Origin of the sequence: Phreatobacter sp. (genome assembly GCF_030691135.1) — a bacterium.
GTDB lineage: Bacteria > Pseudomonadota > Alphaproteobacteria > Rhizobiales > Phreatobacteraceae > Phreatobacter.
Genome location: NZ_JAUYFA010000057.1, coordinates 59,610 through 79,762, shown reverse-complemented (window position 1 = coordinate 79,762; position 20,153 = coordinate 59,610). Strand labels below are relative to the sequence as shown.

23 protein-coding genes are annotated in these 20,153 nt (G+C 66.1%); 14 read left to right on the top strand and 9 right to left on the bottom strand.

What is annotated here, in order from left to right; translation table 11 throughout:
• The 3 genes from Q8O26_RS09900 to Q8O26_RS09890 form a co-directional block, all read right to left on the bottom strand.
• The coding region (locus Q8O26_RS09900; RefSeq protein ID WP_305575344.1) for an ABC transporter permease subunit at positions 1-861 on the bottom strand (861 nt) is incomplete at its 3' end.
• Positions 862-871: 10 nt separating this feature from the next.
• Complete coding sequence (locus tag Q8O26_RS09895; protein WP_305575343.1) at positions 872-2,065, bottom strand: amino acid ABC transporter permease; 1,194 nt, start codon at positions 2,063-2,065, stop codon at positions 872-874.
• A 136-nt stretch (positions 2,066-2,201) separates the two neighbouring features.
• On the bottom strand, positions 2,202-3,227 hold the full coding sequence (locus tag Q8O26_RS09890) for an amino acid ABC transporter substrate-binding protein (RefSeq protein WP_305575342.1): 1,026 nt from the start codon (positions 3,225-3,227) through the stop codon (positions 2,202-2,204).
• Between the two features lie 232 nt (positions 3,228-3,459).
• Here Q8O26_RS09890 and metC point away from each other — a divergent pair, with 232 nt between their 5' ends.
• A complete protein-coding gene (gene metC, locus Q8O26_RS09885; protein WP_305575341.1) occupies positions 3,460-4,641 on the top strand; it encodes a cystathionine beta-lyase in 1,182 nt (393 codons plus the stop codon).
• A gap of 2 nt (positions 4,642-4,643) precedes the next feature.
• Here the strand turns inward: metC and Q8O26_RS09880 are convergent, their stop codons facing one another.
• Positions 4,644-5,513, bottom strand: a complete 870-nt coding sequence (locus Q8O26_RS09880) for a phosphatase PAP2 family protein (RefSeq protein ID WP_305575340.1) — start codon at positions 5,511-5,513, stop codon at positions 4,644-4,646.
• Positions 5,514-5,649: 136 nt separating this feature from the next.
• Between Q8O26_RS09880 and Q8O26_RS09875 the strand changes: the two genes are divergently transcribed.
• The 4 genes from Q8O26_RS09875 (at position 5,650) to Q8O26_RS09860 (ending at position 9,157) form a co-directional block, all read left to right on the top strand.
• Positions 5,650-6,186, top strand: coding sequence for a VUT family protein (locus Q8O26_RS09875; protein WP_305575339.1), 537 nt, complete (start codon positions 5,650-5,652; stop codon positions 6,184-6,186).
• A gap of 94 nt (positions 6,187-6,280) precedes the next feature.
• Positions 6,281-7,063, top strand: a complete 783-nt coding sequence (locus Q8O26_RS09870) for an SDR family NAD(P)-dependent oxidoreductase (RefSeq protein ID WP_305575338.1) — start codon at positions 6,281-6,283, stop codon at positions 7,061-7,063.
• A 133-nt stretch (positions 7,064-7,196) separates the two neighbouring features.
• Positions 7,197-8,012 (top strand): sugar phosphate isomerase/epimerase, encoded by an 816-nt coding sequence (locus tag Q8O26_RS09865; protein ID WP_305575337.1) that lies wholly within the window; start codon positions 7,197-7,199, stop codon positions 8,010-8,012.
• 233 nt (positions 8,013-8,245) lie between these two features.
• Positions 8,246-9,157, top strand: a complete 912-nt coding sequence (locus Q8O26_RS09860; RefSeq protein ID WP_305575336.1) for an MBL fold metallo-hydrolase — start codon at positions 8,246-8,248, stop codon at positions 9,155-9,157.
• 3 nt (positions 9,158-9,160) lie between these two features.
• On the opposite strand, the gene Q8O26_RS09855 is transcribed toward Q8O26_RS09860, so the two are convergent.
• Genes Q8O26_RS09855 through soxA form a run of 5 tightly spaced genes read right to left on the bottom strand, consistent with a single transcriptional unit; the run spans position 9,161 to position 12,601 of the window.
• Entirely contained in the window at positions 9,161-10,270 is a 1,110-nt protein-coding gene (locus Q8O26_RS09855; RefSeq protein ID WP_305575335.1) for a YeeE/YedE family protein, read from the bottom strand.
• 39 nt (positions 10,271-10,309) lie between these two features.
• Positions 10,310-10,714 (bottom strand): helix-turn-helix transcriptional regulator, encoded by a 405-nt coding sequence (locus tag Q8O26_RS09850; RefSeq protein ID WP_305575334.1) that lies wholly within the window; start codon positions 10,712-10,714, stop codon positions 10,310-10,312.
• Positions 10,711-11,118 carry a thioredoxin family protein gene (locus Q8O26_RS09845; protein ID WP_305575333.1) on the bottom strand — a complete coding sequence of 136 codons (408 nt, stop codon included), beginning with the start codon at positions 11,116-11,118 and terminating at the stop codon, positions 10,711-10,713. The genes Q8O26_RS09850 and Q8O26_RS09845 overlap by 4 nt, the downstream gene beginning before the upstream one ends.
• 13 nt (positions 11,119-11,131) lie before the next feature.
• Positions 11,132-11,767 carry a sulfur oxidation c-type cytochrome SoxX gene (soxX, locus tag Q8O26_RS09840; RefSeq protein WP_305575332.1) on the bottom strand — a complete coding sequence of 212 codons (636 nt, stop codon included), beginning with the start codon at positions 11,765-11,767 and terminating at the stop codon, positions 11,132-11,134.
• 12 nt (positions 11,768-11,779) lie between these two features.
• Entirely contained in the window at positions 11,780-12,601 is an 822-nt protein-coding gene (gene soxA / locus Q8O26_RS09835) for a sulfur oxidation c-type cytochrome SoxA (RefSeq protein ID WP_371134516.1), read from the bottom strand.
• Positions 12,602-12,807: 206 nt separating this feature from the next.
• On the opposite strand from soxA, the gene soxY reads away from it, so the two are divergent.
• The 9 genes from soxY to Q8O26_RS09790 all read left to right on the top strand — a co-directional run bounded on the left by soxY (position 12,808) and on the right by Q8O26_RS09790 (position 20,145).
• A complete protein-coding gene (gene soxY, locus Q8O26_RS09830; RefSeq protein ID WP_305575331.1) occupies positions 12,808-13,272 on the top strand; it encodes a thiosulfate oxidation carrier protein SoxY in 465 nt (154 codons plus the stop codon).
• Positions 13,273-13,287: 15 nt separating this feature from the next.
• Positions 13,288-13,617: a thiosulfate oxidation carrier complex protein SoxZ gene (gene soxZ / locus Q8O26_RS09825; protein WP_305575330.1), complete on the top strand. Its 330-nt coding sequence runs from the start codon at positions 13,288-13,290 to the stop codon at positions 13,615-13,617.
• A 59-nt stretch (positions 13,618-13,676) separates the two neighbouring features.
• The gene (soxB, locus tag Q8O26_RS09820) at positions 13,677-15,374 is read left to right on the top strand and encodes a thiosulfohydrolase SoxB (RefSeq protein ID WP_305575329.1); all 1,698 of its coding nucleotides are present in this window, start codon (positions 13,677-13,679) and stop codon (positions 15,372-15,374) included.
• A gap of 29 nt (positions 15,375-15,403) precedes the next feature.
• Positions 15,404-16,696: a sulfite dehydrogenase gene (gene soxC / locus Q8O26_RS09815; RefSeq protein ID WP_371134513.1), complete on the top strand. Its 1,293-nt coding sequence runs from the start codon at positions 15,404-15,406 to the stop codon at positions 16,694-16,696.
• A complete protein-coding gene (locus tag Q8O26_RS09810; RefSeq protein WP_305575328.1) occupies positions 16,680-17,405 on the top strand; it encodes a c-type cytochrome in 726 nt (241 codons plus the stop codon). Before soxC ends, Q8O26_RS09810 begins: the two co-directional genes overlap by 17 nt.
• Positions 17,402-17,731: a c-type cytochrome gene (locus Q8O26_RS09805; protein ID WP_305575327.1), complete on the top strand. Its 330-nt coding sequence runs from the start codon at positions 17,402-17,404 to the stop codon at positions 17,729-17,731. Before Q8O26_RS09810 ends, Q8O26_RS09805 begins: the two co-directional genes overlap by 4 nt.
• Positions 17,732-17,845: 114 nt before the next feature.
• Entirely contained in the window at positions 17,846-18,271 is a 426-nt protein-coding gene (locus tag Q8O26_RS09800) for a DsrE family protein (RefSeq protein ID WP_305575326.1), read from the top strand.
• Positions 18,272-18,326: 55 nt separating this feature from the next.
• Positions 18,327-19,601, top strand: a complete 1,275-nt coding sequence (locus tag Q8O26_RS09795; RefSeq protein ID WP_305575325.1) for an NAD(P)/FAD-dependent oxidoreductase — start codon at positions 18,327-18,329, stop codon at positions 19,599-19,601.
• Between the two features lie 82 nt (positions 19,602-19,683).
• Positions 19,684-20,145 (top strand): cytochrome c family protein, encoded by a 462-nt coding sequence (locus Q8O26_RS09790; protein WP_305575324.1) that lies wholly within the window; start codon positions 19,684-19,686, stop codon positions 20,143-20,145.
• Positions 20,146-20,153 lie beyond the last annotated feature (8 nt).

Below are 20,153 nucleotides of genomic sequence, written 5' to 3'. Positions count from 1 at the left end.
GTAGGTCGCGAAGAACAGGACGGTGATGAGCGGTACGCCGCGCACCAGCTCGATCACCGCCACCGACAGGAGGCGGATGATCGGCATGTTCGAGCGCCGCCCAAGGGCGAGCGCGACACCGATCGGGAGCGCCGCGACGATGCCGGTCGTCGCCACCACCAGAGTGACGAGAAGCCCGCCCCATTGACGCGTCTCGACGATCGGGAGCGCCGGGGCCGCGAAGAGGCCGGTGCGCACCAGCAGGAGAAGAAGAATGCCGACGGCGACCGCTGCGCCGCCCCATTGCAGGAAGACGAGATTGGGCGGCCCCTCGACGCGGCTCATGAGATAGCCGGCGACGAGCGTCAGGCCGCCGAGGATCGCCAGCCAGCCGGCGACGCTGAGCCAGGGATTGATGATCGACCCCCCATACAGAAGGTTGAAGGCCAGGATCGGGAAGGCACCGAAGAAGAGCACGGCATTCAGCGGCTTCTGCGGCACCGAAGGGATGAGCAGCGGAATGAGAAGAGCGACGGCGACGAGATAGGTCACATTGACCCGCCAGCGGTCTTCGGCCGGGTAGAAGCCATACATGAACTGGCCGAATTTGGCCCAGACGAAGGGCCAGCAGGCGCCGACGGAACGGCCGACCTTGTCGTCGATGCACGCGTCGCGGTCGGCACCGGTCCAGACGGCGCGGATGATCGTGAAGTCGACGAACCCCCAGATCAGCATGACCGCGATATAGCCGCCGACCAGTGTCAGCAGGGCTTGCAGCGGACTGGAGAACAGGTTGGCGCGCGCCCAGCCCCAGGGGCCGACGAGGCTTGCCGGCGGCGGCAGCGGCTGAAGCAGGTCGGAGCGCGTGAAGGACGTGTTCATGGCCGCGCCCTCACCGCTCGACCAGCGCGATGCGCTGGTTGTACCAGTTCATGAAGATGGAGGTGACGATCGAGATCGTCAGATAGCAGCCCATCCACATGGCGATGATCTCGATGGCCTGCCCCGTCTGGTTGAGGATGGTTCCCCCGACCGAAACCATGTCCGGATAGCCGATGCCAACGGCCAGCGAGGAGTTCTTCGCGAGGTTCAGATACTGGCTGGTGAGCGGGGGAATGATCACCCGCAGCGCCTGCGGAACGACGACGAGGTTGAGGATGCGCCCCTCGGCCAGCCCCAGCGAGCGGCCAGCCTCGGTCTGGCCGTAACTCACGGCCTGGATGCCGGCGCGAACGATCTCGCCGATGAAGGCCGCGGTATAGGCGACAAGGGCGACGGTCAGGGCGACGAACTCGGGAATGAGCGTCATGCCGCCGGTCAGATTAAAGCGGCCTTGCTCGGCGTACGCGAAGGATACCGGCCTGCCGGTGAGGAGATATGCAAGGATCGGGAGGCCGAGGATGAGCACCGCCATGCTCGCCGCCACCGGGAACTGCTGGCCGGTGGCCGCCTGCCGCTTGTAGGCCCAGGACCGCACCACGAAGGCGGCGACGATGCCGAGAACGAGGGCGATGCCGATATAGCCGGAGCCCGGTTCGAAGATCGGCCGGGGAACGGTGATGCCGCGCTGGTTGGCGAAGAACAGCCCGAAGAGCGAATGCGAATTGCGCGGCGTCGGCATCGACGCGAGCACCGCCAGATACCAGAACAGGATCTGGAACAGCAGCGGCAGGTTGCGGATCACCTCGACATACCAATAGGCGATCTTCGAAATGACCCAGTTCGGCGACAGCCGGGCGATGCCGACGATGAAACCGAGAATGGTCGCGAAGAAAATCCCGACGATCGCCACCAGAAGCGTGTTCAGCAGGCCGATCAGGAAAGCCCGCCCGTAGGACATCGATTCCGACCAGGGGATCGGCGTCTGCGAAATGCCGAAACCCGCGGTCTGATCGAGAAAGCCGAAGCCGCCGGCGATGTTCTGGTTGCGCAGGTTGGTCACGGCGTTGGTGACGGCCGTGAAGATGACGAAGACCAGAAGCGCGAGGGCAAGCCCCTGGAAGATCAGGCTTCGCGTCTTCGGATCATTGAAGAACGCCACTTTTGGCGCACTCGTCCCGCGAGCCGGCATTATGCCGTCCGTCATGTTCGCCATCCCCTGCTCTGGCCCGGCGAGTGCCTTCTCATTGGAAGGCGGTTGTCTTCGCCGGATGAACGTCCCGGATCGTGGACCCGGGACGATGATCGTGTCTAGTCGCTAGGCGCCGTTTTTTTAAGCGCGCTCAGCGGATAGGCGGAGCGTACTGGAGCCCGCCCTTGGTCCACAGGGCGTTGAGGCCGCGCGAGATGCCGAGGCGCGTCGACGGTCCGACGTTGCGGTCGAAGATCTCGGCATAATTGCCGACATGGCGAACGATGCGGACGACCCAGTCCTTCGTCAGACCCAGGGCCTCGCCGCCATTGCCCTCGACGCCGAGAACACGGCGGATTTCGGGGTTGGTCGACTGCAGCATCTGGTCCAGATTGGCCTTGGTGATGTTGAGCTCTTCCGCCGTCACCATGGCGAAATGGACCCACTTCACGACGTCCAGCCACTGGTCGTCACCATGACGGACCACCGGGCCGAGCGGCTCCTTGGAGATGATCTCCGGCAGAACCACGTGATCGTCAGGCTTGGCGAGCTTGACGCGCTCGGCATAGAGGCCCGACGCATCCGTCGTGAAGACATCGCAGCGGCCGGAATCATAGGCCTTGATCGTCTCATCGGCACTGGCGAAGACGACCGGCTCGTACTTGAGATTGTTGGCCCGGAAGAAGTCGGCGACGTTGAGCTCCGTCGTTGTGCCGGTCTGAACACAGACCGAAGCGCCTGACAGTTCGCGCGCGCTCTTCACGTTGAGCGATTTGCGGACCATGAAGCCCTGGCCGTCATAATAGTTGATGCCGGCGAAGTTCAGACCGAGCGAGGTGTCGCGCTGGAGGGTCCAGGTGGTGTTGCGCGACAGAAGGTCGACCTCGCCGGACTGGAGTGCCGTGAACCGGTCCTTGGCGGACAGCGGCGAGAATCGGACCTTGGTCGGATCGTTGAAGATCGCCGCCGCGATTGCGCGGCAAAGATCCACGTCGAGGCCGGTCCAGTTGCCGGCGCTGTCGGGCATCGAGAAGCCGGCGAGACCCTGGGTCACGCCGCACTGCACGAAGCCCTTGTTCTGGATGTTGCGAAGCGTCGAGGGAGCCTGGGCCAACGCGGCCGTGGTACCGAAGCCCAGTGCCGCTCCAAGCGCGAGGGTGGAGACGATACGTTTCATGGTGGCAGCCTTTCCCACTCTGAATGTGGTTTGTTTATTGTCCTGTGCGGGCACCCTGAAGGCACCGTCATCGTGGACGTTTACCCCGAAGACACCGCATTTCTGCATCACAGGCCATCTCGTGGGCGGGGTCAAGGGCTTGACGGACGCCCATTTCGCCGTGGAAATGCCGCTTCCAACCCTGGGACAGAATCTTTCAATTCGCCCACTTTCCCAACAATTCGAGGCAGATATGGCTGGCCCTTCCGATCCCAAGCGCCTGTCGGAGCGCACGCGGCTCGTTCTGGGCGGTCGCAAGCCGGCCGAGCAGTTCGGCTTCGTCAACACGCCGATCTACCGCGGCTCTACGGTCCTTTACCCCACCTATGAGGAGCTGAAGGCCCGACGGCAGAAATATGTCTACGGCACCAAAGGCACGCCGACGACCCGCGCTCTTGAGGAGGCCTGGACCGACCTGTCGGGTGCCGCCGGAACCGTGCTGGTCCCCTCCGGCCTCGCTGCCATCGCCGTCGCGCTGCAGTCCTGCCTGAAGGCGGGCGACCACATGCTGGTGACCGATTCCGTCTATCGCCCAACCCGGCAATATGCCGAGGGCGTGCTGAAGCGCTTCGGCGTCGAGACGACCTACTATGACCCGCTGATCGGGGCCGGGATCGGCGCGCTGATGCGGCCGAATACCACCGTCGTCTTCACCGAGGCGCCGGGGTCGCAGTCCTTCGAGATGCAGGACATTCCCGCCATCGCCGCGGTCGCCCATGCGAAGGGCGCCCTGGTCGTCATGGACAATACCTGGGCGACGCCGCTCTATTTTCCGCCGCACGAGCGCGGCGTCGACATCGCCATCGAGGCCGGGACGAAATATCTGGGCGGTCACTCCGATATTCTCATGGGCCTGGTGACGGCCAATGAGCGCGCCTGGCCGGCATTGAAGGAGACCTTCGACCTCACCGCCATCGGGGCTGGACCGGAGGACTGTTTCCTCGCGCTGCGCGGCCTGCGCACCATGAAGCTGCGCCTCGACGAGGCGAACCGCCAGGGCATGGCCATGGCCACCTGGCTGGCGGAGCGTCCCGAGGTCAAGACGGTGCTGCATCCCGCCTTCCCCTCCCATCCCGGCCATGCCATCTGGAAGCGCGACTTCAAGGGCGCGTCGGGTCTCTTCTCGGTCATCTTGCATCCGCTGTCCGAACAGCAGCTCGGCGCCTTCCTCGACGGCCTTGAACTGTTCGGGATGGGCTATTCCTGGGGCGGTTACGAGAGCCTCGTTGTGCCCTTCGACTGCGCGCCCTACCGCACCGCGACCACCTGGAATCCCGGCGGCACGGCCCTGCGCTTCCAGATCGGTCTCGAGGATGTCGCCGATCTGCAGGCTGACCTCGCCGCGGGGTTCGAACGCATCAAGGCGGTGGGCTGACCTCAGCCGCGCAGGCGCCCGGCGATCCGGCCGAGCGCCTGCCGGACCCGTCGGGTCGACATCGGGAAGGGCCTGCGCTCGGGGCCCGGCGTGAACACCAGCGCACGGCGCGCGAACCACTCGCGCGTCATCACCGTGAACCAGATGCCCCACAGCGAGCCGACGACGATGTCGGTGAAATAGTGGGCGTCCACCGCCACACGGCTGAAAGCGATGACGACCGCTGCGGCGATGAAGCCGTTGCGCCAGCGCGGGAACAGCGCCGCGAAAGCCAGGGCTGTTGCGAAGGCCGTCTGCGAATGGCCTGAGGGAAAACTCGCGAAGGACGACTGCCAGCTCGGGAACTGGAAGTGAAGCGCGCCGAACTCCTCGAAATAGCGCGGCCGCCCGCGGGCAATGATGCGCTTCACGATGGTGATGATGAGGCCCGAACCACCGACGGCGATGAAGACGAAGGCGAGGCGCGCGGCCAGGGCGAGCATGACCTTGTCGGCGAAGCCACGCACCGGCTTGACGACCGCGAAGATCACGAGGATCAGCACACCGCTGGGGATCAGCACCCAGCTGGACTTCCCCATATCGGTGACGACCTCCCAGACGACGGCAGCGGCGCCCGAGGTGTAGGCGCGAACGCCCTGGAAGTAGGGATCGAGATAGGCCATGCCGGCCAGGATCAAGGCGAGCGCGACAAGCCCGGCGCAGAACCGCTCGGCCCCGCTCTGGAAGATCCGCAGCGAGGGCGAAGCGCCCGGCCGGACCGGGCGGAACAGCCGACGGACCGACCCGGCGAAGGTGGCCCCGAAATCGTCCAGACGGCGGCGCAGCCCGCGGCCGGCCTCGACGGTGGCGACGGAAGGTGTCGAAACGCTCATGCGGTTCGTTTAGGCCATTTGGGTTCTCCGGTCACCGTCCCGCGGCGCAAAGCCGCGACGCGCTGCTGCGAAGGGGTGACCTTTTGCGCCGAGGGCGCTAAGGAGGCCCCCTCCCGCCATCAGAATGCATCCGGTCATGCTCGGTTATTTCGCCCTCGCCGCTTTCATTGCCACCATTCCCGCCGCCAACTGGCTCATCAGCAACGCTGGCACTGTCTGTGTTCCGAACGGCCCCTGCCTCATCCCCGTCGGCTTCGGCCTGATGGCGCCGAGTGGCGTGTTGATGATCGGCCTCGCTCTGGTGCTGCGCGATCTCGTCCAGCGCCGGCTCGGCATGCTCTGGTCGCTCGGCGGCATCGTGGCCGGCGCCGCCCTGTCCTGGACGGTGGCGTCCCCTGCCCTCGCTCTCGCCTCGGCCGCCGCCTTCCTGTTTTCCGAACTCGCCGACACTGCGGTCTACACGCCGCTGGCGAAGAAGCGGCTCATCGCCGCCGTCTGGGCCTCGAGCCTCGTCGGCACGATCATCGACTCGACGCTCTTCCTCTGGCTCGCCTTCGGCTCGGTCAGCCTGCTGCCCGGCCTCGTCCTCGGCAAGGTCTGGATGGTGGCGGCGGCGACGCTGGTCCTCTGGCTCATGCGCCGGCGCGATCCTGCGGCCTTCGCGGCGCGCTGACGACGGGACGCGGCCTCTTCCGCTCGGCCGAATTGACGGCGCCGCCGGCAGGCATGTCCGATGTCGCTGGTCCGCCGCGCGCGAGGAAGCAACCATGCCGTCCCTTTTCGATCTCTCCGGCCGCGTCGCCATCGTCACCGGCGGCAATGGCGGCATCGGGCTCGGCATGGCAGAGGCGCTCGCCGGCTCCGGTTGCGCCGTCTCCATCTGGGGCCGCAACGCCGACAAGAACGCAGCGGCGGTCGCCCGCCTGAAGGCGACCGGCGGACAGGTCTCCGCCAGGTTCTGCGACGTCGCCGACCGGTCGTCGGTCGAGGAGGCCTTCGCCGCCACCCTCGCCGAATTCGGCCGGGTCGACGGCCTCTTCGCCAATGCCGGCATCACCGGCCGGACCAAGGGCCCTTTCGTTGACCGCGACATGGACGACTGGCGCGCCGTCATGGCCGCCAATGTCGAGGGCGTCGCCCACTGCTTCCAGCTCGCTGCCCGCCACATGGTGGCGCGCGCCAAGGCGGGCGACCCCTACGGCCGGCTCATCGCGACCTCCTCGGTCGCATCCATCGAGGGCGCTGCCTACAATGAGCATTACGGAGCCTCGAAGGGCGCCCTCAACGCCTTCGTCCGCGCCATCGCGGTGGAACTGGCGCGCCACGGCATCACTGCGAACACCATCCTGCCAGGCTGGATCGAGACCGACATGACGGCCGCGGCTCTGGCGGACGAGAAATTCGTCAAGGCAGTCGCGCCACGCATTCCCGTGCGCCGCTTCGGCACGCCGGCCGATTTCGGCGGCATGGCGGTCTTCCTGATGAGCCGTTCGTCCTCCTATATGACCGGCCAGACGCTCGTCATCGACGGCGGATACAGCATCTTCTAGCCGACACACGTCATGCCGCGTCGGCGGACACCGTCGCACCAGGCGATGACGCTGCGTCATCGTCCTGTCGCGCGGGCGGGACATGAGCACAGTCGTCCCAGGCCCGACGGCCGCTTCCCACCGGATCCTTCCCATGTCCCTTCCCGTTCTCGGCGTCGCTCTCCCTCTCGAGGGCCTGCGCCAGCACCGTTCCTGGATCATCGAGAGCCAGCGGGACCTCGAAGTGCAGGACTTCTTCTGGGCCGAGGTGCTCAACGGTGACTGGAAACCCCTCGCCGAGGCCATTTCCAAGGAACTCGACGGCCATAGCGGCCGGCTCGGCATTCACGGGCCGTTCTGGGGATTCAGCATCGCCAGCCTCGACCCCGATGTCCGCGCCCTCGTCGCCAGGCGCATGGAGCAGGGCCTCGATGTCTGCGCGGCGCTGGGCGCAACCCAGATGGTCATCCACTCGCCCTACACGACGTGGGACCACAACAATCTCGACTACAATCCTGGTGCCCGCCAGAAGGTCGTCGAGCGGGCGCACGACACGCTGGCCGCAGCCGTACGCCGCGCCGAGAACATGGGCGTCGTCCTGGTCATCGAGAACATCGAGGATTGTGATCCCGCTGATCGCGTCGCGCTCGCCCGGTCTTTCGACAGCCCCGCCGTTCGCGTGTCCATCGATACCGGCCATGCCAATTACGCCCATACGAGCAACGGCGCGCCGCCCGTCGACTACTATGTCACCGCCGCCGGCGACATGCTGAACCACGTCCACCTGCAGGATTCGGACGGCTACGCCGACCGCCACTGGAACCCGGGCGAAGGCACGATCGTTTGGCCGCAACTGTTCCGGACGCTAGAGACGCTCACCAGCAACCCCCGACTCATTCTCGAGGTGCGCAACAAGGACCATGTGCGCGCCGGTGCCGACCACCTGATCGGCCTCGGCCTCGCCCTCTGACGTAGCGCATAGCGCGGTCGCGATCAGGGACATAGGGCTCAACCCACGACGCCACGGTTGATCGAGAGATGCGGCGGCCGCGGCTGCGGCTGCCGCGGCTGCGGCTGCCGACCGTGCTCGGCGGGGCACGGGCTTGGCGCGATCCGACCCTGGGCCGGCCAGCCCCATATATTTCGATATGCGAATGCATCTGCGATCCGCTACCCTGTGGGAAAGAACACGGGAGGACGGATATGCGGCTCACAAGGCGAACCCTGCTCGGCGCGACGGCCGGGCTGATGGCTGCGACCCGGCCAGGCCAGGCGCAGATCGCTAAGGCAATGATGGGGCGTGCCGAACTGTCGATCCTCACCGATGGAAGCATCACGCTTCCCGGCAGCCTTTTGGCACGGGACGCGCCGCGCGACGAGGTGACGAGCCTGCTGACTTCGGCCGGCCTGCCCACCGACGAGGTTACCAATGGGCTCAACGTCCCGGTGCTCCGTCACGGTGACGATCTCATCATGTTCGACTCGGGGGCCGGCCGGAACTTCCTGCCGACGACCGGCCGACTGCCCGATTCAATGGAAAGCGCCGGCATCGACCCTGCCAAGGTCAAGCATGTGCTGTTCACCCATGCCCATCCCGACCATCTCTGGGGAGCGCTGGACGATTTCGACACGCCGGCCTGTCCCAATGCCGTCTACCACCTGGCCCAGGCGGAATGGGACTTCTGGTTCGATCCGGGGGTCTTCTCGCGGCTGCCCGAGGATCGCCACGCCTTCGCCGCCGGTGCGCAGCGGGTGCTGAAGGCTCTCGAACCGCAGCTCAAGCGCTTCCGGCCGGGTGACGAACCCGTTCCGGGCATCGCGGCGATCGACACAGCCGGGCACACGCCCGGCCATGTCTCTTTCGAGGTCAGGGTCGGCGGAGAGCCCTTCGTGGTGGTCGGCGACGCTCTGACCCACCCGGTCCTGTCCTTCGCGCGGCCGGACTGGGCGGCCGGTTTCGACCAGGACGGTCCGACCGCCGCAGCCAGCCGCCGCCGCCTCCTCGGCAAACTCGTGTCGGACAAACTGCCGCTCGCGGCCTACCACCTGCCGCGCGGTGGGCTCGGCCGCGTCGAGCAGAGCGGCGCTGCCTACCGCTTCATCCCGGCGGCCTGACCCTCACTCGGCAGCGGACCGGCGGCGATCGGCACGGCGCAGGAGGGCCCGCAGCCATTCCAGCATCGATCCCTCAAGCAGGATCGCGATGCCGATCCGCGCGCCGAGAACCATGCCGATCACCGCCACCGGCCAGGACACCGCCAGCAACGACCCGGCGGTGAGACCCTGGCCGATCGTGCAGCCGCCAGCCAGCACGCCGCCGAAGCCCATGAAAGCGGCGCCGGTCAGGTGACGGCGCATCTCACGCTGGTCATCGAAGGCCTCCCAGCGGAACTCGCGCGCCAGAATCGCCGCGGTGGCCGAGCCGACCATGACGCCGAAGACGCTCATGACGCCGAAGTCGAGAAGCACGCCCTCACCCGTGGCGAGGGCGAAAAGGGCGCGCGCCACCGGCGCCACGAATGTCAGGCTCTGCACCCGGATCTGATCGGCGAAGGGATCGGCCAGGGGGCCGGTCACCGCCCAGCCGAGGACGACGCCGAGGCCGAGGGTGATGGAAGCGGTGACGAGCCGGGGGGACCGGCGCAGGCGCGCGTCCCGCAAGGCCGCGGCGATGAGGGCGATTGCGATCACCGGCCCGACGAATTGGCCCGCGAGCGGCCCGATCCAGCCGTCCAGCAGAGCGGGATAGGAGCCGATTGCACCCGACGGGAGGGAAATGGCCACCGCCTCGATCGTGCCGATGCGCAGGCCGGCGAGGGTGCCACGCAGGATGGCATAGGCGAGGACCGCGAAGACCAGCAAGGTCACCAGGCTGCGCAGGTCACCCGTTCCCAGACGCACGAGCGAGCCGAAGGCGCAGGTGCCGACCAGGGCCATGCCGAGGCCGAACAGGATCGCGCCGGCCAGCGTGCCTGCGAGAGCGAGGCGGGCTGGCACATAGGTGGTGGTTCCCGGGTCGAAGCCGAGGAAAACGACAAGGGCCTGCACGCCGAGGATCGCGAGCGCGAGAGACAGACCGAATGCCCGCAGCCGCCGCCAGTTGCCACCAACCAGCGCGTCCTCGACCGCTCCGAAGGTGCACAATTTCGCCCGCTGCACGGTGAAGCCGCAGGCGAGGCCGACAGCGAGGCCGATAAGCCCCACGGTGCTGGCCGCAAGCCCTTGCATCCATCCTCCCATGGGCGCGTCTGGACGGCGCCCTTGTCGTTAGGGTGCGCCCGGTGTTCCGGGTCGGCACAACGCAGCCTTGGGGCCGCTGTTGCAGAAAATATCGTACACGACACGGATGACTTGCCGAACGTTTTCGTTGGCGAGGCTATAATAGACCGTCGTGCCTTCCCGGCGCGTCGTTACGAAGCCGTCGAAGCGCAGCCGCGCCAGTTGCTGCGACACGGTCGGCTGGCGCAGTGACAGGATCGTCTCGAGTTCGCCGACCGAGCGTTCCTTTTCCGCAATCAGGCACAGCAGCAGCAGCCTGCTCTCATGAGCGAGCGCCTTGAGAAAATCGCTGGCGTCACGCGCGTTTCGCATGAGCTGTTCGAGTTCGAGGGAATACTCCTCGCCGTCGCGCAACGCATCTTCGATCGATTTCGGGACGATCGTCTCGTTCATCCTGGCCTTCCATGCACCGGCATCAGCGGTAAAGCCGACCCGGATCGTTCGCGGTGATCACGCACCATCTTGGTCAACAAGCCCCAGAACGTCGACGCGTCAATGTAGCCGATCAAGCGCCCGATCTCCCGGCCCTCGTGCATGAGGACGAAAGTGGGCGAGTAGTGGACGGGCAACTTGAGTGCCAATCCCGCCGGCTGCCCCCGGTCCATGTTGATACGTCGGAGAGGGGCGATACGTCCCTCCTCCGACGCTTCATAGGCGGGTGCGACCTCCCGGTTCCAGCGGACGCACCAGGGACATCCCGCCCGCTCGAACATCAACAATTCCAGCGCATAGGCGGGACTTGCCGCGGTTCCGGCAGCCAGCGATGTCAACAGGATGAGCCAGCGGATCAGGCGCATGGGCGGGTCTCGATCAGGGCTGGTTCACGGGCGACTGGCGGTCGAACAGATAGGCCAGGACGTCCTTGATCTGGTCGATGGTCAATACCTTCGACGAGCCGAACCGGGGCATGTTCGAACAGGCGACGGCCGCCTGTGCGTTGAAGATCTTGATATAGGCGTCGCGGATCAGTTCCGGGTCGTAGTTCCGCTCGCGACCATAGCCGGCGAGGCTGGGGCCGAGCGTCCCGTAGCTGACCTCCTTGGGGCTCATCTGATGGCAGGCGTAGCAGTTGCCTCCGGCGACCGTGCCGGCCGGGTCGGAGAACTGCAAGCCGCGACCGTTATTCGCGACCTGGAAGCCCTTCCGCCAATCACCGAGGAAGTTGCCGTCCGGCGGCAGGACCACGCTCGCGCGCTCGCGCGCCTGAATGGCATCCGCCTCGGCGCCGGAAACCTGGTTGCGACGCTCGGTGCAGGCGCGCTGGGTGTCGTCCAGCACGGCACGGGCCCGCCATTCCGGCGAGACGCGGGTGAACATGCCCTGGATCAGCGCATCGACCTTGGCGGGATCGACCGGCGGACGGTCTTGCGCGTCGACCGACGAGACGGTCACGGCGAAGCCGCAGACGAGCAGGGTGCGGAACAGTTTCGATGAGAACGAGACCATGGGGCCCTCCTATCAGCGCTTGATGGAGGGAACGGTGATTTCACCGCCCGCCGCCTGGACATTGAGGAACATCTGGAGAGCCGTCAGGCCGTCGGACGCATAGGCCGGCTCCGGCCAGCGCTGCTGGCGGAAGCAATCCCACAAGCGGTGCTGCATAGTCCTGAGCGCGCTCTGCGAGACGCGGTAGGTCGGCCAGGAGCCCATCGTCTCCTGCGCCTGTTTGCCAGGCGTGGAGAAATCCGGGAGACCCTGCAGACGGATCCGCTTGCCCGGCTCTGCGTGGCAGGTGGCGCAGGAGAAGTCCATGGCGCCGGCCCGCCGGTAGAACAGCGCCTCGCCCATCGCGAGCATCTCACGCTCGCGCGCATGGGCCGTCTGCGGCTCAATCCGCGTGCCATTCGACTTGTTGGCGATGAAGGCGACGAGATCCTCCATGTCGGAGGCCCGTCCCGGCCCGGAAAACCGGCGCCGAATCACATCAGCCGTATCGAGGCCCTGGATCTTCTCCATGCACCAAAGCAGCCGCTGCTCGAGGTCCATGACGCGGTCCGCATCGGCGAAATAGCGCGGCAGCTTGGCATAGGCTCCCTCGAGCTTGCCGGGCCCCTCGCCGAGATCGCAGGTCTCCAGCGACACAGCCTTGGTGCCGCGGGCCTGTGCCCACAGCACTTCGCCGCGATCGACGGCGAGATATCCCGGATTGGCCATCGGATCGTTGATCATGGCCCGGTAGCGTTCGATTTCACGCTCGCTCTCGTCCTGCGTCTGCGCCATGGTGCCGGCGATGCCGGCGCAGGTGGCAGCCGCCGCGACAAGGGCGAGTATCCCCCTCATACGACTCATGGTCTTCTCCTTGGGCTTCGTCCCCGGTCGCCCTCTGGCGGAGCGATCCGAAAGGCTTCGTCTTTCGTGCTTTACATTCACGAAAAACTATATTCCTATATGTCGAAGCTTGCAGGTACGAACTGCGGCGTCAAGAAGAAGATCGATCGGTTCCGCAAGAGAGCCGTCGCAGGTTGGAAACCACGAAGGAGGTCCCCATGGCGGGTCCAATCGTCTATCGGACGAGACGCAACGTGCTGCACATGGCAGCCCTTGCCGCCGCAACATCCGTCATCGCGCCGAGCCTGTCCAAGGCCGATTCCAAGGCGGTCGAGGCGGAAATCAAGAAGCTCTACGACGGCAAGGCGATGTCCGAGGGCCGCATCAAACTCGACGTTCCGCAGATCGCCGAGAACGGCCTGGTCGTTCCCATCACCGTCGACGTCGAAAGCCCGATGACCGAGCAGAACTACGTCAAGGCGGTGCATGTCTACGCCGATGGCAACCCGCTGCCCGGCGTCCTGACGTTCCGCTTCTCACCGCTGTCGGGCCGGGCCTCGGCCTCCACCCGCATGCGCCTGGCGCAGACGCAGAACATCGTCGCGGTCGCCGAGATGTCGGACGGATCGCTGTTCACCACCAAGGCCGAGGTGAAAGTCACCATCGGCGGTTGCGGCGGCTGAGGGAGGACAAGAGCCATGTCGACGAGACCCACCCCCCGCGTTCGCGTTCCCGGCAACATCAAGGCCGGCGACGTCGTCGAGGTGAAGACGCTCATCTCCCACGAGATGGAGAGCGGCCAGCGCCGCGGCCAGGACGGCAAGCCGATCCCGCGCAAGATCATCAATCGCTTCACGGCGACCTTCAACGGCAAGCCGGTCTTCGACGCCGACTGGCATGCCGCGATCTCGGCCAATCCCTATCAATCCTTCTTCTTCAAGCCGTCGGAAAACGGCGAGTTGAAGATGGTCTGGAAGGACGATGACGGCGCCGAGTACACGGCGACCAGCCGCATCACCGTGAGCTGAGGCAAGGGCCGGGCGCCGCCGGCGCCCGCGCCGCCTCCTTCGAACGACAGGACATTCCCATGATCTCGCGCAGGCACTTCCTGCATGCGACGGCGGCTGCCCATGCCCTGGCGGTGGCCTCTGGCCTCGGCCCGCTCGGTCGCGCCGCGGCCCAGCAGCGCCTGTCGGAACAGGACATTCTCCGCTTCGAGCCGCTCGGCCAGGTGACGATCCTGCACGTCACCGACATCCACGCCCAGTTGATGCCGCTCTATTTCCGCGAGCCGTCGATCAACCTCGGCGTCGGTCCCGCCAAGGGCAAGCCCCCGCACCTCACCGACCAGGCGTTCCGCGATCATTTCAAGGTCGGCGGCGGCACAGCGGAAGCCCACGCCCTGACCGCCGATGACTTCACCCAGCTCGCCCGGACCTATGGACGCATGGGCGGCATGGACCGCGTCGCGCGGCTGATTTCGGCCGTCCGGGCCGAGCGCGGGGCCGACAAGGTGCTGCTGCTCGACGGCGGCGACACCTGGCAGGGGTCGTGGACGGCGCTGCAGACCCGCGGCGACGACATGGTCCAGGTGATGAACGCCCTCGGCGTCGAGGCCATGACCTCGCACTGGGAGTTCACCTATGGCGAGGACCGCGTCAAGGAACTCGCGGAGAAATCGAAGGCGGCCTTCCTCGCGCAGAACGTGCGCGACAATGAATGGCAGGAAGCGGTCTTCGAGCCGCGCAAGACCTTCGAAAAGGGCGGCGCGAAGATCGCCGTCATCGGCCAGGCCTTCCCGCGCACCCCGATCGCCAATCCCCGCTGGATGATCCCCAAATGGGAGTTCGGCCTGCGCGAGGAGGATATCCAGAAGCAGGTCGACGAGGCCCGGGCCGAGGGCGCCGACGTCGTCATCCTGCTGTCCCACAATGGGTTCGACGTCGATGCCAAGCTCGCCACGCGGGTGAACGGGATCGACGTCATCCTCACCGCCCATACCCACGACGCCATGCCGGGTGTGGTGACGGCTGGCAGGACCATCCTCGTCGCAAGCGGCTCGCACGGGAAGTTCATCTCCCGCCTCGACCTCGACATCCGCGACAAGAAGGTTTCCGGATACCGCTATAAGCTGCTGCCCGTCTTCTCCGACGCCATCACCCCCGATCCGTCCATGGCCGGGCTCATCGATGCGATCCGCAAGCCTTTCGCAGCCGAACTCGCCCAGGAGATCGGCCGGACGGAAAGTCTTCTGTTCCGGCGCGGCAATTTCAATGGCACCTTCGACGATCTGATCGCCCAGGCGATGCTGGCCGAACGCGACGCCGAGATCGCGCTGACCCCCGGCTTCCGCTGGGGCGCGACGCTTCTGCCAGGCGACCCCATTACCTTCGACGCCATCGCCAATGCCACGGCGATCACCTATCCGGCCTGCTACCGGATGGAGATGACGGGCGCCCAGCTCAAGGACGTCCTTGAGGATGTCGCCGACAACATCTTCCACCCCGACCCCTATTTCCAGGGTGGTGGCGACATGGTGCGGGTGGGCGGCGTCGGCTACGCCATCGACGTCTCTGCACCGATGGGCCGGCGGATTTCCGACCTTACCCTCCTCAAGACCGGCCGGCCGCTCGAAGCCTCCAAGGCCTACACGGTCGCCGGCTGGGCGAGCGTCAACCAGGGAACCCAGGGCCCACCGATCTGGGATGTCGTGAAGTCCCATGTGGCACGCCACAAGACCATTCGGATCGAGCCCAACGCAGCTGTGAAGGTCACAGGCGCATGATCAGGCCCCCTTCCCCACAGGAGACCGCCATGACGGAAACCGGCATGTCGCGCGAGACGGCGCGGCTCAACCGGCGAGGCTTCCTCGGCGCCGCCGGCTTGGCCGGCGCTGGCCTCGCCACTGCCGCGACCGGTGTCAGGGCCGCGCCGCCCGCAACCCCCGATCCGCTCATCACGGATGTCCAGGACTGGGCACGGGTGCTCGGCGACGGCGTCCAGGCCCGGCCCTATGGCTCGCCATCACAGTTCGAGAAGCACGTCGTGCGCCGCGACGTCGAGTGGCTGACCGCGAGCCGCGAATCCTCGGTCAACTTCACACCGCTGCATGAACTTGACGGCATCATCACACCGTCCGGCCTGTGTTTCGAGCGCCACCACGGCGGCATCGCCGAGATCGATCCAAGCAAGCACCGCCTGATGATCAATGGCCTCGTCGACAAGCCCATGGTTTTTACCGTCGAGGACCTGAAGCGCTTTCCCGGTCGGCAGAACCACGCCTACTTCCTCGAATGCGCCGCCAATTCCGGCATGGAATGGCGCGGCGCCCAGCTCAACGGCTGCCAGTTCACCCACGGCATGGTCCACAACGTCTGGTACACGGGCATCCCGCTCAAAACCTTGCTCGACGAGGCCGGGATCAGGACCAACGCCAAGTGGCTGCTGGCGGAAGGGGCCGATTCCTCGGGGATGACCCGCTCCATCCCGCTCGACAAGGGCCTCAAGGACTGTCTGGTGGTCTGGTCGATGAACGGTGAGGCCCTGCGCCCGGAACAGGGCTATCCGGTCCGCCTTGTCGTTCCCGGCTGGGAAGGCAACATGTGGGTCAAGTGGCTCCGCCGCATCGAGGTCGGCGACCAGCCCTGGCATCAGCGCGAGGAAACGTCGAAATACACCGACCTGCTGGCCGACGGCCGCTCCCGCCGCTTCACCTTCATCATGGACGCGAAATCCGTGGTGACGAACCCCTCCCCCCAGGCCCCGCTCAAACACAAGGGACCGAACGTCCTCACCGGGCTCGCCTGGTCGGGCCGCGGCAAGATCGGTCGTGTCGACGTCTCCATCGACGGCGGCCGCAACTGGCGCACCGCGCGGATCGATGGACCGGTCCTGCCGATGTCCTTGACCCGCTTCTATGTCGACTTCGACTGGAACGGCCAGGAGTTGATGATCCAGTCCCGTGCCATCGACGAGACGGGCTATGTCCAACCCACCAAGGACGAGTTGCGCAAGGTGCGCGGCGTGAACTCCATCTATCACAACAACGGCATCCAGACCTGGTTGGTCCGCGCCAATGGGGAGACCGAAAATGTCGAGATCGGCTAAGGTCTTCACCGCCGCGACCCTGTGCGTCGCGCTCGCCGGAACCGGGATGGTCCTCGCACAGCAGCGCCCTGCGGCGCCCGCCGCTGGCGCCGTCGCCGCCGCTGCACACGTGGCTGCGCCGCAGAGGACCGGGCTCGGCCGCGAGGCCCATGCGGCCGAGGTCGCCGCCTGGGCGATCGCGATCCGTCCTGACGGACAGGGTCTGCCTCCCGGCAGCGGCAGCGTGAAAAAGGGCGAGGACATCTACCAGACCCAGTGCGCCGCCTGTCACGGCGAGTTCGGCGAGGGTGCGGGGCGCTGGCCAGTTCTCGCCGGAGGTCGCGGATCGCTGAAGGGCGAGAACCCGGAAAAGACCCTCGGATCCTTCTGGCCCTACCTTTCGACGACCTTCGACTATGTCCGGCGCGCCATGCCATACGGCAACGCCCAGTCGCTCTCCAACGACGAGGTCTACGCCCTCACCGCCTACATCATGTACCTGAACGACCTCGTGCCGGAGAGCTTCGAACTGACGCGCGAGAACTTCACCTCCGTCCCCATGCCCAATGTCGGCGGCTTCTATGACGATGACCGCGAGACGACGGAACGGGCCTTCTGGAATCCGAACCCCTGCATGACCGACTGCCGCCCGACGGTGCCGCAGGTCACCGGCCGCGCCCGCGTGATCGACGTGACGCCCGAGGGACGCAGTGGCCCGAGGGTCGAATGAGCAAGAGCCGGCGATCCCCCGCGCTGGCCTTGCTCGCCGTCCTGCCGACCGCACTCTGGCTGTCGGCGACCGGCCGTGCCGGTGACCTCGCCCTCGGCGAGTATCTGTCGGCCGAATGCGTCACCTGCCACCAGATCTCGGGGCGTCAGGTGGCGGGAATTCCCGCCATCATCGGCCTACCGGAGGATGCCTTCGTGGCGATGATGGAAAGCTACAGACGGCGCGAGCGCGAGAACCAGGTGATGCAGGCCATGGCGGTCAGGCTGTCGTCGGAGGAAGTGGCGGCCCTCGCCACCTATTTCGGCAGCCTGAAGCCGCGCGAATGACGACAACGGGACGCGGGAGCGGGGCAGAACATGGCGGGCATCGATCGTAGAATTCTCCTGGGGGGCGCGGCCCTGGCTTCCGCGGTGGCTGCGACTCCGGCGCGGGCCACACCAATGCTGCAGTTCTCCGACCTGAAGAAGGAAGCGGACGTCGCCTGTCTCTACCACTGCGATTTCGGCGATCCGCCCCGCTTCGTGCAGATGTTGACGAATATCGCCAATCATTTTTCCGCTTATGGCGCGGATCCCTTCGCCATCCAGTTGGTTATCGTGGCGCATGGCACCGGGGTGAAGTTCTTCCTCGAGAGCCTTGAGGGCACCAGTTGGCGGGACGAGGCCATGGTGCCGCAGATCTTCGAGCGGGTGCTGGCCCAGGCCCAGAACGGCCTGAAGGTGCATCTCTGCGACATCACCTTCCAGCGGCTGAATCTCGATCGTTCCAAGGTCAGGAAGGCCGATTTCATCACCTTCGTCCCCTCGGGCGTTGCGACCGTCGCCGCGCTCCAGAGCAAGGGCTTCGCCTATCTCAAGATCGGATAGAACATCCGACAACAAGCCGTAACAACCGGCCAAAACAACAATGGGAGGAAGACACATGACGATCCATCGCAGACATTTCCTGGCAACAGGCAGTGCAATGGCGGCCGTGACCCTGGGCGCTCCGGCGCTTCTCGGCCAGGCCCGGGCACGTGTCGTCGTGGTCGGCGGCGGCCCCGGTGGCGTGACCGCGGCCAAATACATCGCCAAGGACGCCCGCAACGCCATCGACGTCGTACTGGTTGAACCGCAGAGCCAGTTCACCACCTGCTTCCACTCCAATCTCTATCTCGGCGGCTACCGCTCCTTCGAATCGATCACCCACGCCTATGACAAGGTCTCGGCCGCCAACGGCTTCCGGATGAACCAGCAGATGGCGACGCGCGTCGACCGCGAGAAGAAGGAGGTCGTCCTCGCCGACGGCTCGCGGCTGGGCTACGACCGGCTCGTCCTGTCGCCCGGCATCGACATGAAATACGATTCCGTTCCCGGCTGGGGCCGTGAACACGAAGAGACGATGCCGCACGCCTGGCGGGCCGGCCCGCAGACCCGGTTGCTGAAGGCCCGGCTCGATGCCGTACCCGACGGTGGGGTGATCGTCATGATCGCGCCGCCCAATCCCTACCGCTGCCCGCCCGGTCCCTACGAGCGCGTCTCGATGATGGCCCATGCCCTCAAGGCCTCGGGCCGAACCCGGTCCAAGATCATCGTCCTCGATCCGAAGGAGAGCTTCTCCAAGCAGGGGCTGTTCCAGGAAGGCTGGGAAAAGCATTATCCCGGGATGGTCGAGTGGATCGGCCCGAAGGTGCACGACGGGATCAAGTCGGTCGACCCTAAGACCAACACGGTGGTCACCGGCTTCGAGACCTATGACAATGTCGCGCTGGTCAACGTCATTCCAGCACAGATGGCCGGCGCGATAGCGCGTGATGCGGGGCTGGCCAATGCCTCGGGCTTTTGCCCTATCGATGCCGCCTCCATGAAGTCGGCCAATGATCCGAACATCTATGTTCTCGGCGACGCCTGTATCGCCGGCGACATGCCGAAATCAGGCTTTTCCGCCAACAGCCAGGCGAAGGTTGCCGCATTGATGGTGCGTGGGGAGCTTGCAGGGGCGCGAACCTTCCCGGCCCGTTACGCCAACACCTGCTGGAGCCTGATCCAGACCGACGACACCGTGAAGGTTGGTGGCCGCTACGAGGCCAAGGACGGCAAAATCGCCGCCACCGAGACCTTCATCTCGAAGACCGGCGAGACCGCCGAGCTCCGCAAGCAGACCCAGGAAGAGAACATGGGCTGGTATGCCGGCATCACGGCTGACATGTTCACGTGATCCGTTCTTAAGCCGCCCTATGTACAAGAATAGGGATGACGGCCGCCGCCATCCCTGGTCTCCCACGCAAAGGAATTTACCCATGCGCATCGCAGCCCTCGCCGCATTCTTCGCGACGACGACCGTGCTTTCACCCCTGATGGCCCAGGCTCCCGCGCCGACCACCCCCGCGGCGCCAGCTGCCGCAGCCCCCGCTGCTCCTGCCGCCGGCGATGCCGCAGCCGGCGAGCGGGTTTTTGCCCAGTGCCGCGCCTGCCATCAGGTCGGCGAGACGGCCCGCAACGTGGTCGGCCCGCAACTGAACGGCCTGTTCGGCCGGCTGGCCGGCTCCGTCGCCGGATTCAACTACTCCCCGGCCTACAAGACACCGGCAGTCGCGTCCAAGGTCTGGTCGACGGAGAATTTCGCCGCTTACATCCGCAACCCGCGCGAGGTCACGCCTGGCACGCGCATGGTCTTCGCCGGCATCCGCAGCGAAACGCAGATCGCCGACCTGACCGCCTACCTTCGGCAGTTCGCCGCGGACGGCAAGCGCACACAGTAGCGATCGTC

Coding starts and splice junctions, on each gene's coding strand:
- soxA (WP_371134516.1), bottom strand. CDS start 12,601: ATGAGGGGGATACTCGCCCTTGTCGCGGCGGCTGCCACCTGCGCCGGC.
- Q8O26_RS09875 (WP_305575339.1), top strand. CDS start 5,650: ATGCTCGGTTATTTCGCCCTCGCCGCTTTCATTGCCACCATTCCCGCC.
- Q8O26_RS09865 (WP_305575337.1), top strand. CDS start 7,197: ATGTCCCTTCCCGTTCTCGGCGTCGCTCTCCCTCTCGAGGGCCTGCGC.
- soxY (WP_305575331.1), top strand. CDS start 12,808: ATGGCGGGTCCAATCGTCTATCGGACGAGACGCAACGTGCTGCACATG.
- Q8O26_RS09805 (WP_305575327.1), top strand. CDS start 17,402: ATGAGCAAGAGCCGGCGATCCCCCGCGCTGGCCTTGCTCGCCGTCCTG.
- Q8O26_RS09895 (WP_305575343.1), bottom strand. CDS start 2,065: ATGACGGACGGCATAATGCCGGCTCGCGGGACGAGTGCGCCAAAAGTG.
- soxB (WP_305575329.1), top strand. CDS start 13,677: ATGATCTCGCGCAGGCACTTCCTGCATGCGACGGCGGCTGCCCATGCC.
- Q8O26_RS09855 (WP_305575335.1), bottom strand. CDS start 10,270: ATGCAAGGGCTTGCGGCCAGCACCGTGGGGCTTATCGGCCTCGCTGTC.
- Q8O26_RS09800 (WP_305575326.1), top strand. CDS start 17,846: ATGCTGCAGTTCTCCGACCTGAAGAAGGAAGCGGACGTCGCCTGTCTC.
- Q8O26_RS09860 (WP_305575336.1), top strand. CDS start 8,246: ATGCGGCTCACAAGGCGAACCCTGCTCGGCGCGACGGCCGGGCTGATG.
- Q8O26_RS09880 (WP_305575340.1), bottom strand. CDS start 5,513: ATGAGCGTTTCGACACCTTCCGTCGCCACCGTCGAGGCCGGCCGCGGG.
- Q8O26_RS09890 (WP_305575342.1), bottom strand. CDS start 3,227: ATGAAACGTATCGTCTCCACCCTCGCGCTTGGAGCGGCACTGGGCTTC.
- Q8O26_RS09870 (WP_305575338.1), top strand. CDS start 6,281: ATGCCGTCCCTTTTCGATCTCTCCGGCCGCGTCGCCATCGTCACCGGC.
- Q8O26_RS09790 (WP_305575324.1), top strand. CDS start 19,684: ATGCGCATCGCAGCCCTCGCCGCATTCTTCGCGACGACGACCGTGCTT.
- soxX (WP_305575332.1), bottom strand. CDS start 11,767: ATGGTCTCGTTCTCATCGAAACTGTTCCGCACCCTGCTCGTCTGCGGC.
- Q8O26_RS09810 (WP_305575328.1), top strand. CDS start 16,680: ATGTCGAGATCGGCTAAGGTCTTCACCGCCGCGACCCTGTGCGTCGCG.
- Q8O26_RS09795 (WP_305575325.1), top strand. CDS start 18,327: ATGACGATCCATCGCAGACATTTCCTGGCAACAGGCAGTGCAATGGCG.
- soxC (WP_371134513.1), top strand. CDS start 15,404: ATGACGGAAACCGGCATGTCGCGCGAGACGGCGCGGCTCAACCGGCGA.
- metC (WP_305575341.1), top strand. CDS start 3,460: ATGGCTGGCCCTTCCGATCCCAAGCGCCTGTCGGAGCGCACGCGGCTC.
- soxZ (WP_305575330.1), top strand. CDS start 13,288: ATGTCGACGAGACCCACCCCCCGCGTTCGCGTTCCCGGCAACATCAAG.
- Q8O26_RS09845 (WP_305575333.1), bottom strand. CDS start 11,118: ATGCGCCTGATCCGCTGGCTCATCCTGTTGACATCGCTGGCTGCCGGA.
- Q8O26_RS09850 (WP_305575334.1), bottom strand. CDS start 10,714: ATGAACGAGACGATCGTCCCGAAATCGATCGAAGATGCGTTGCGCGAC.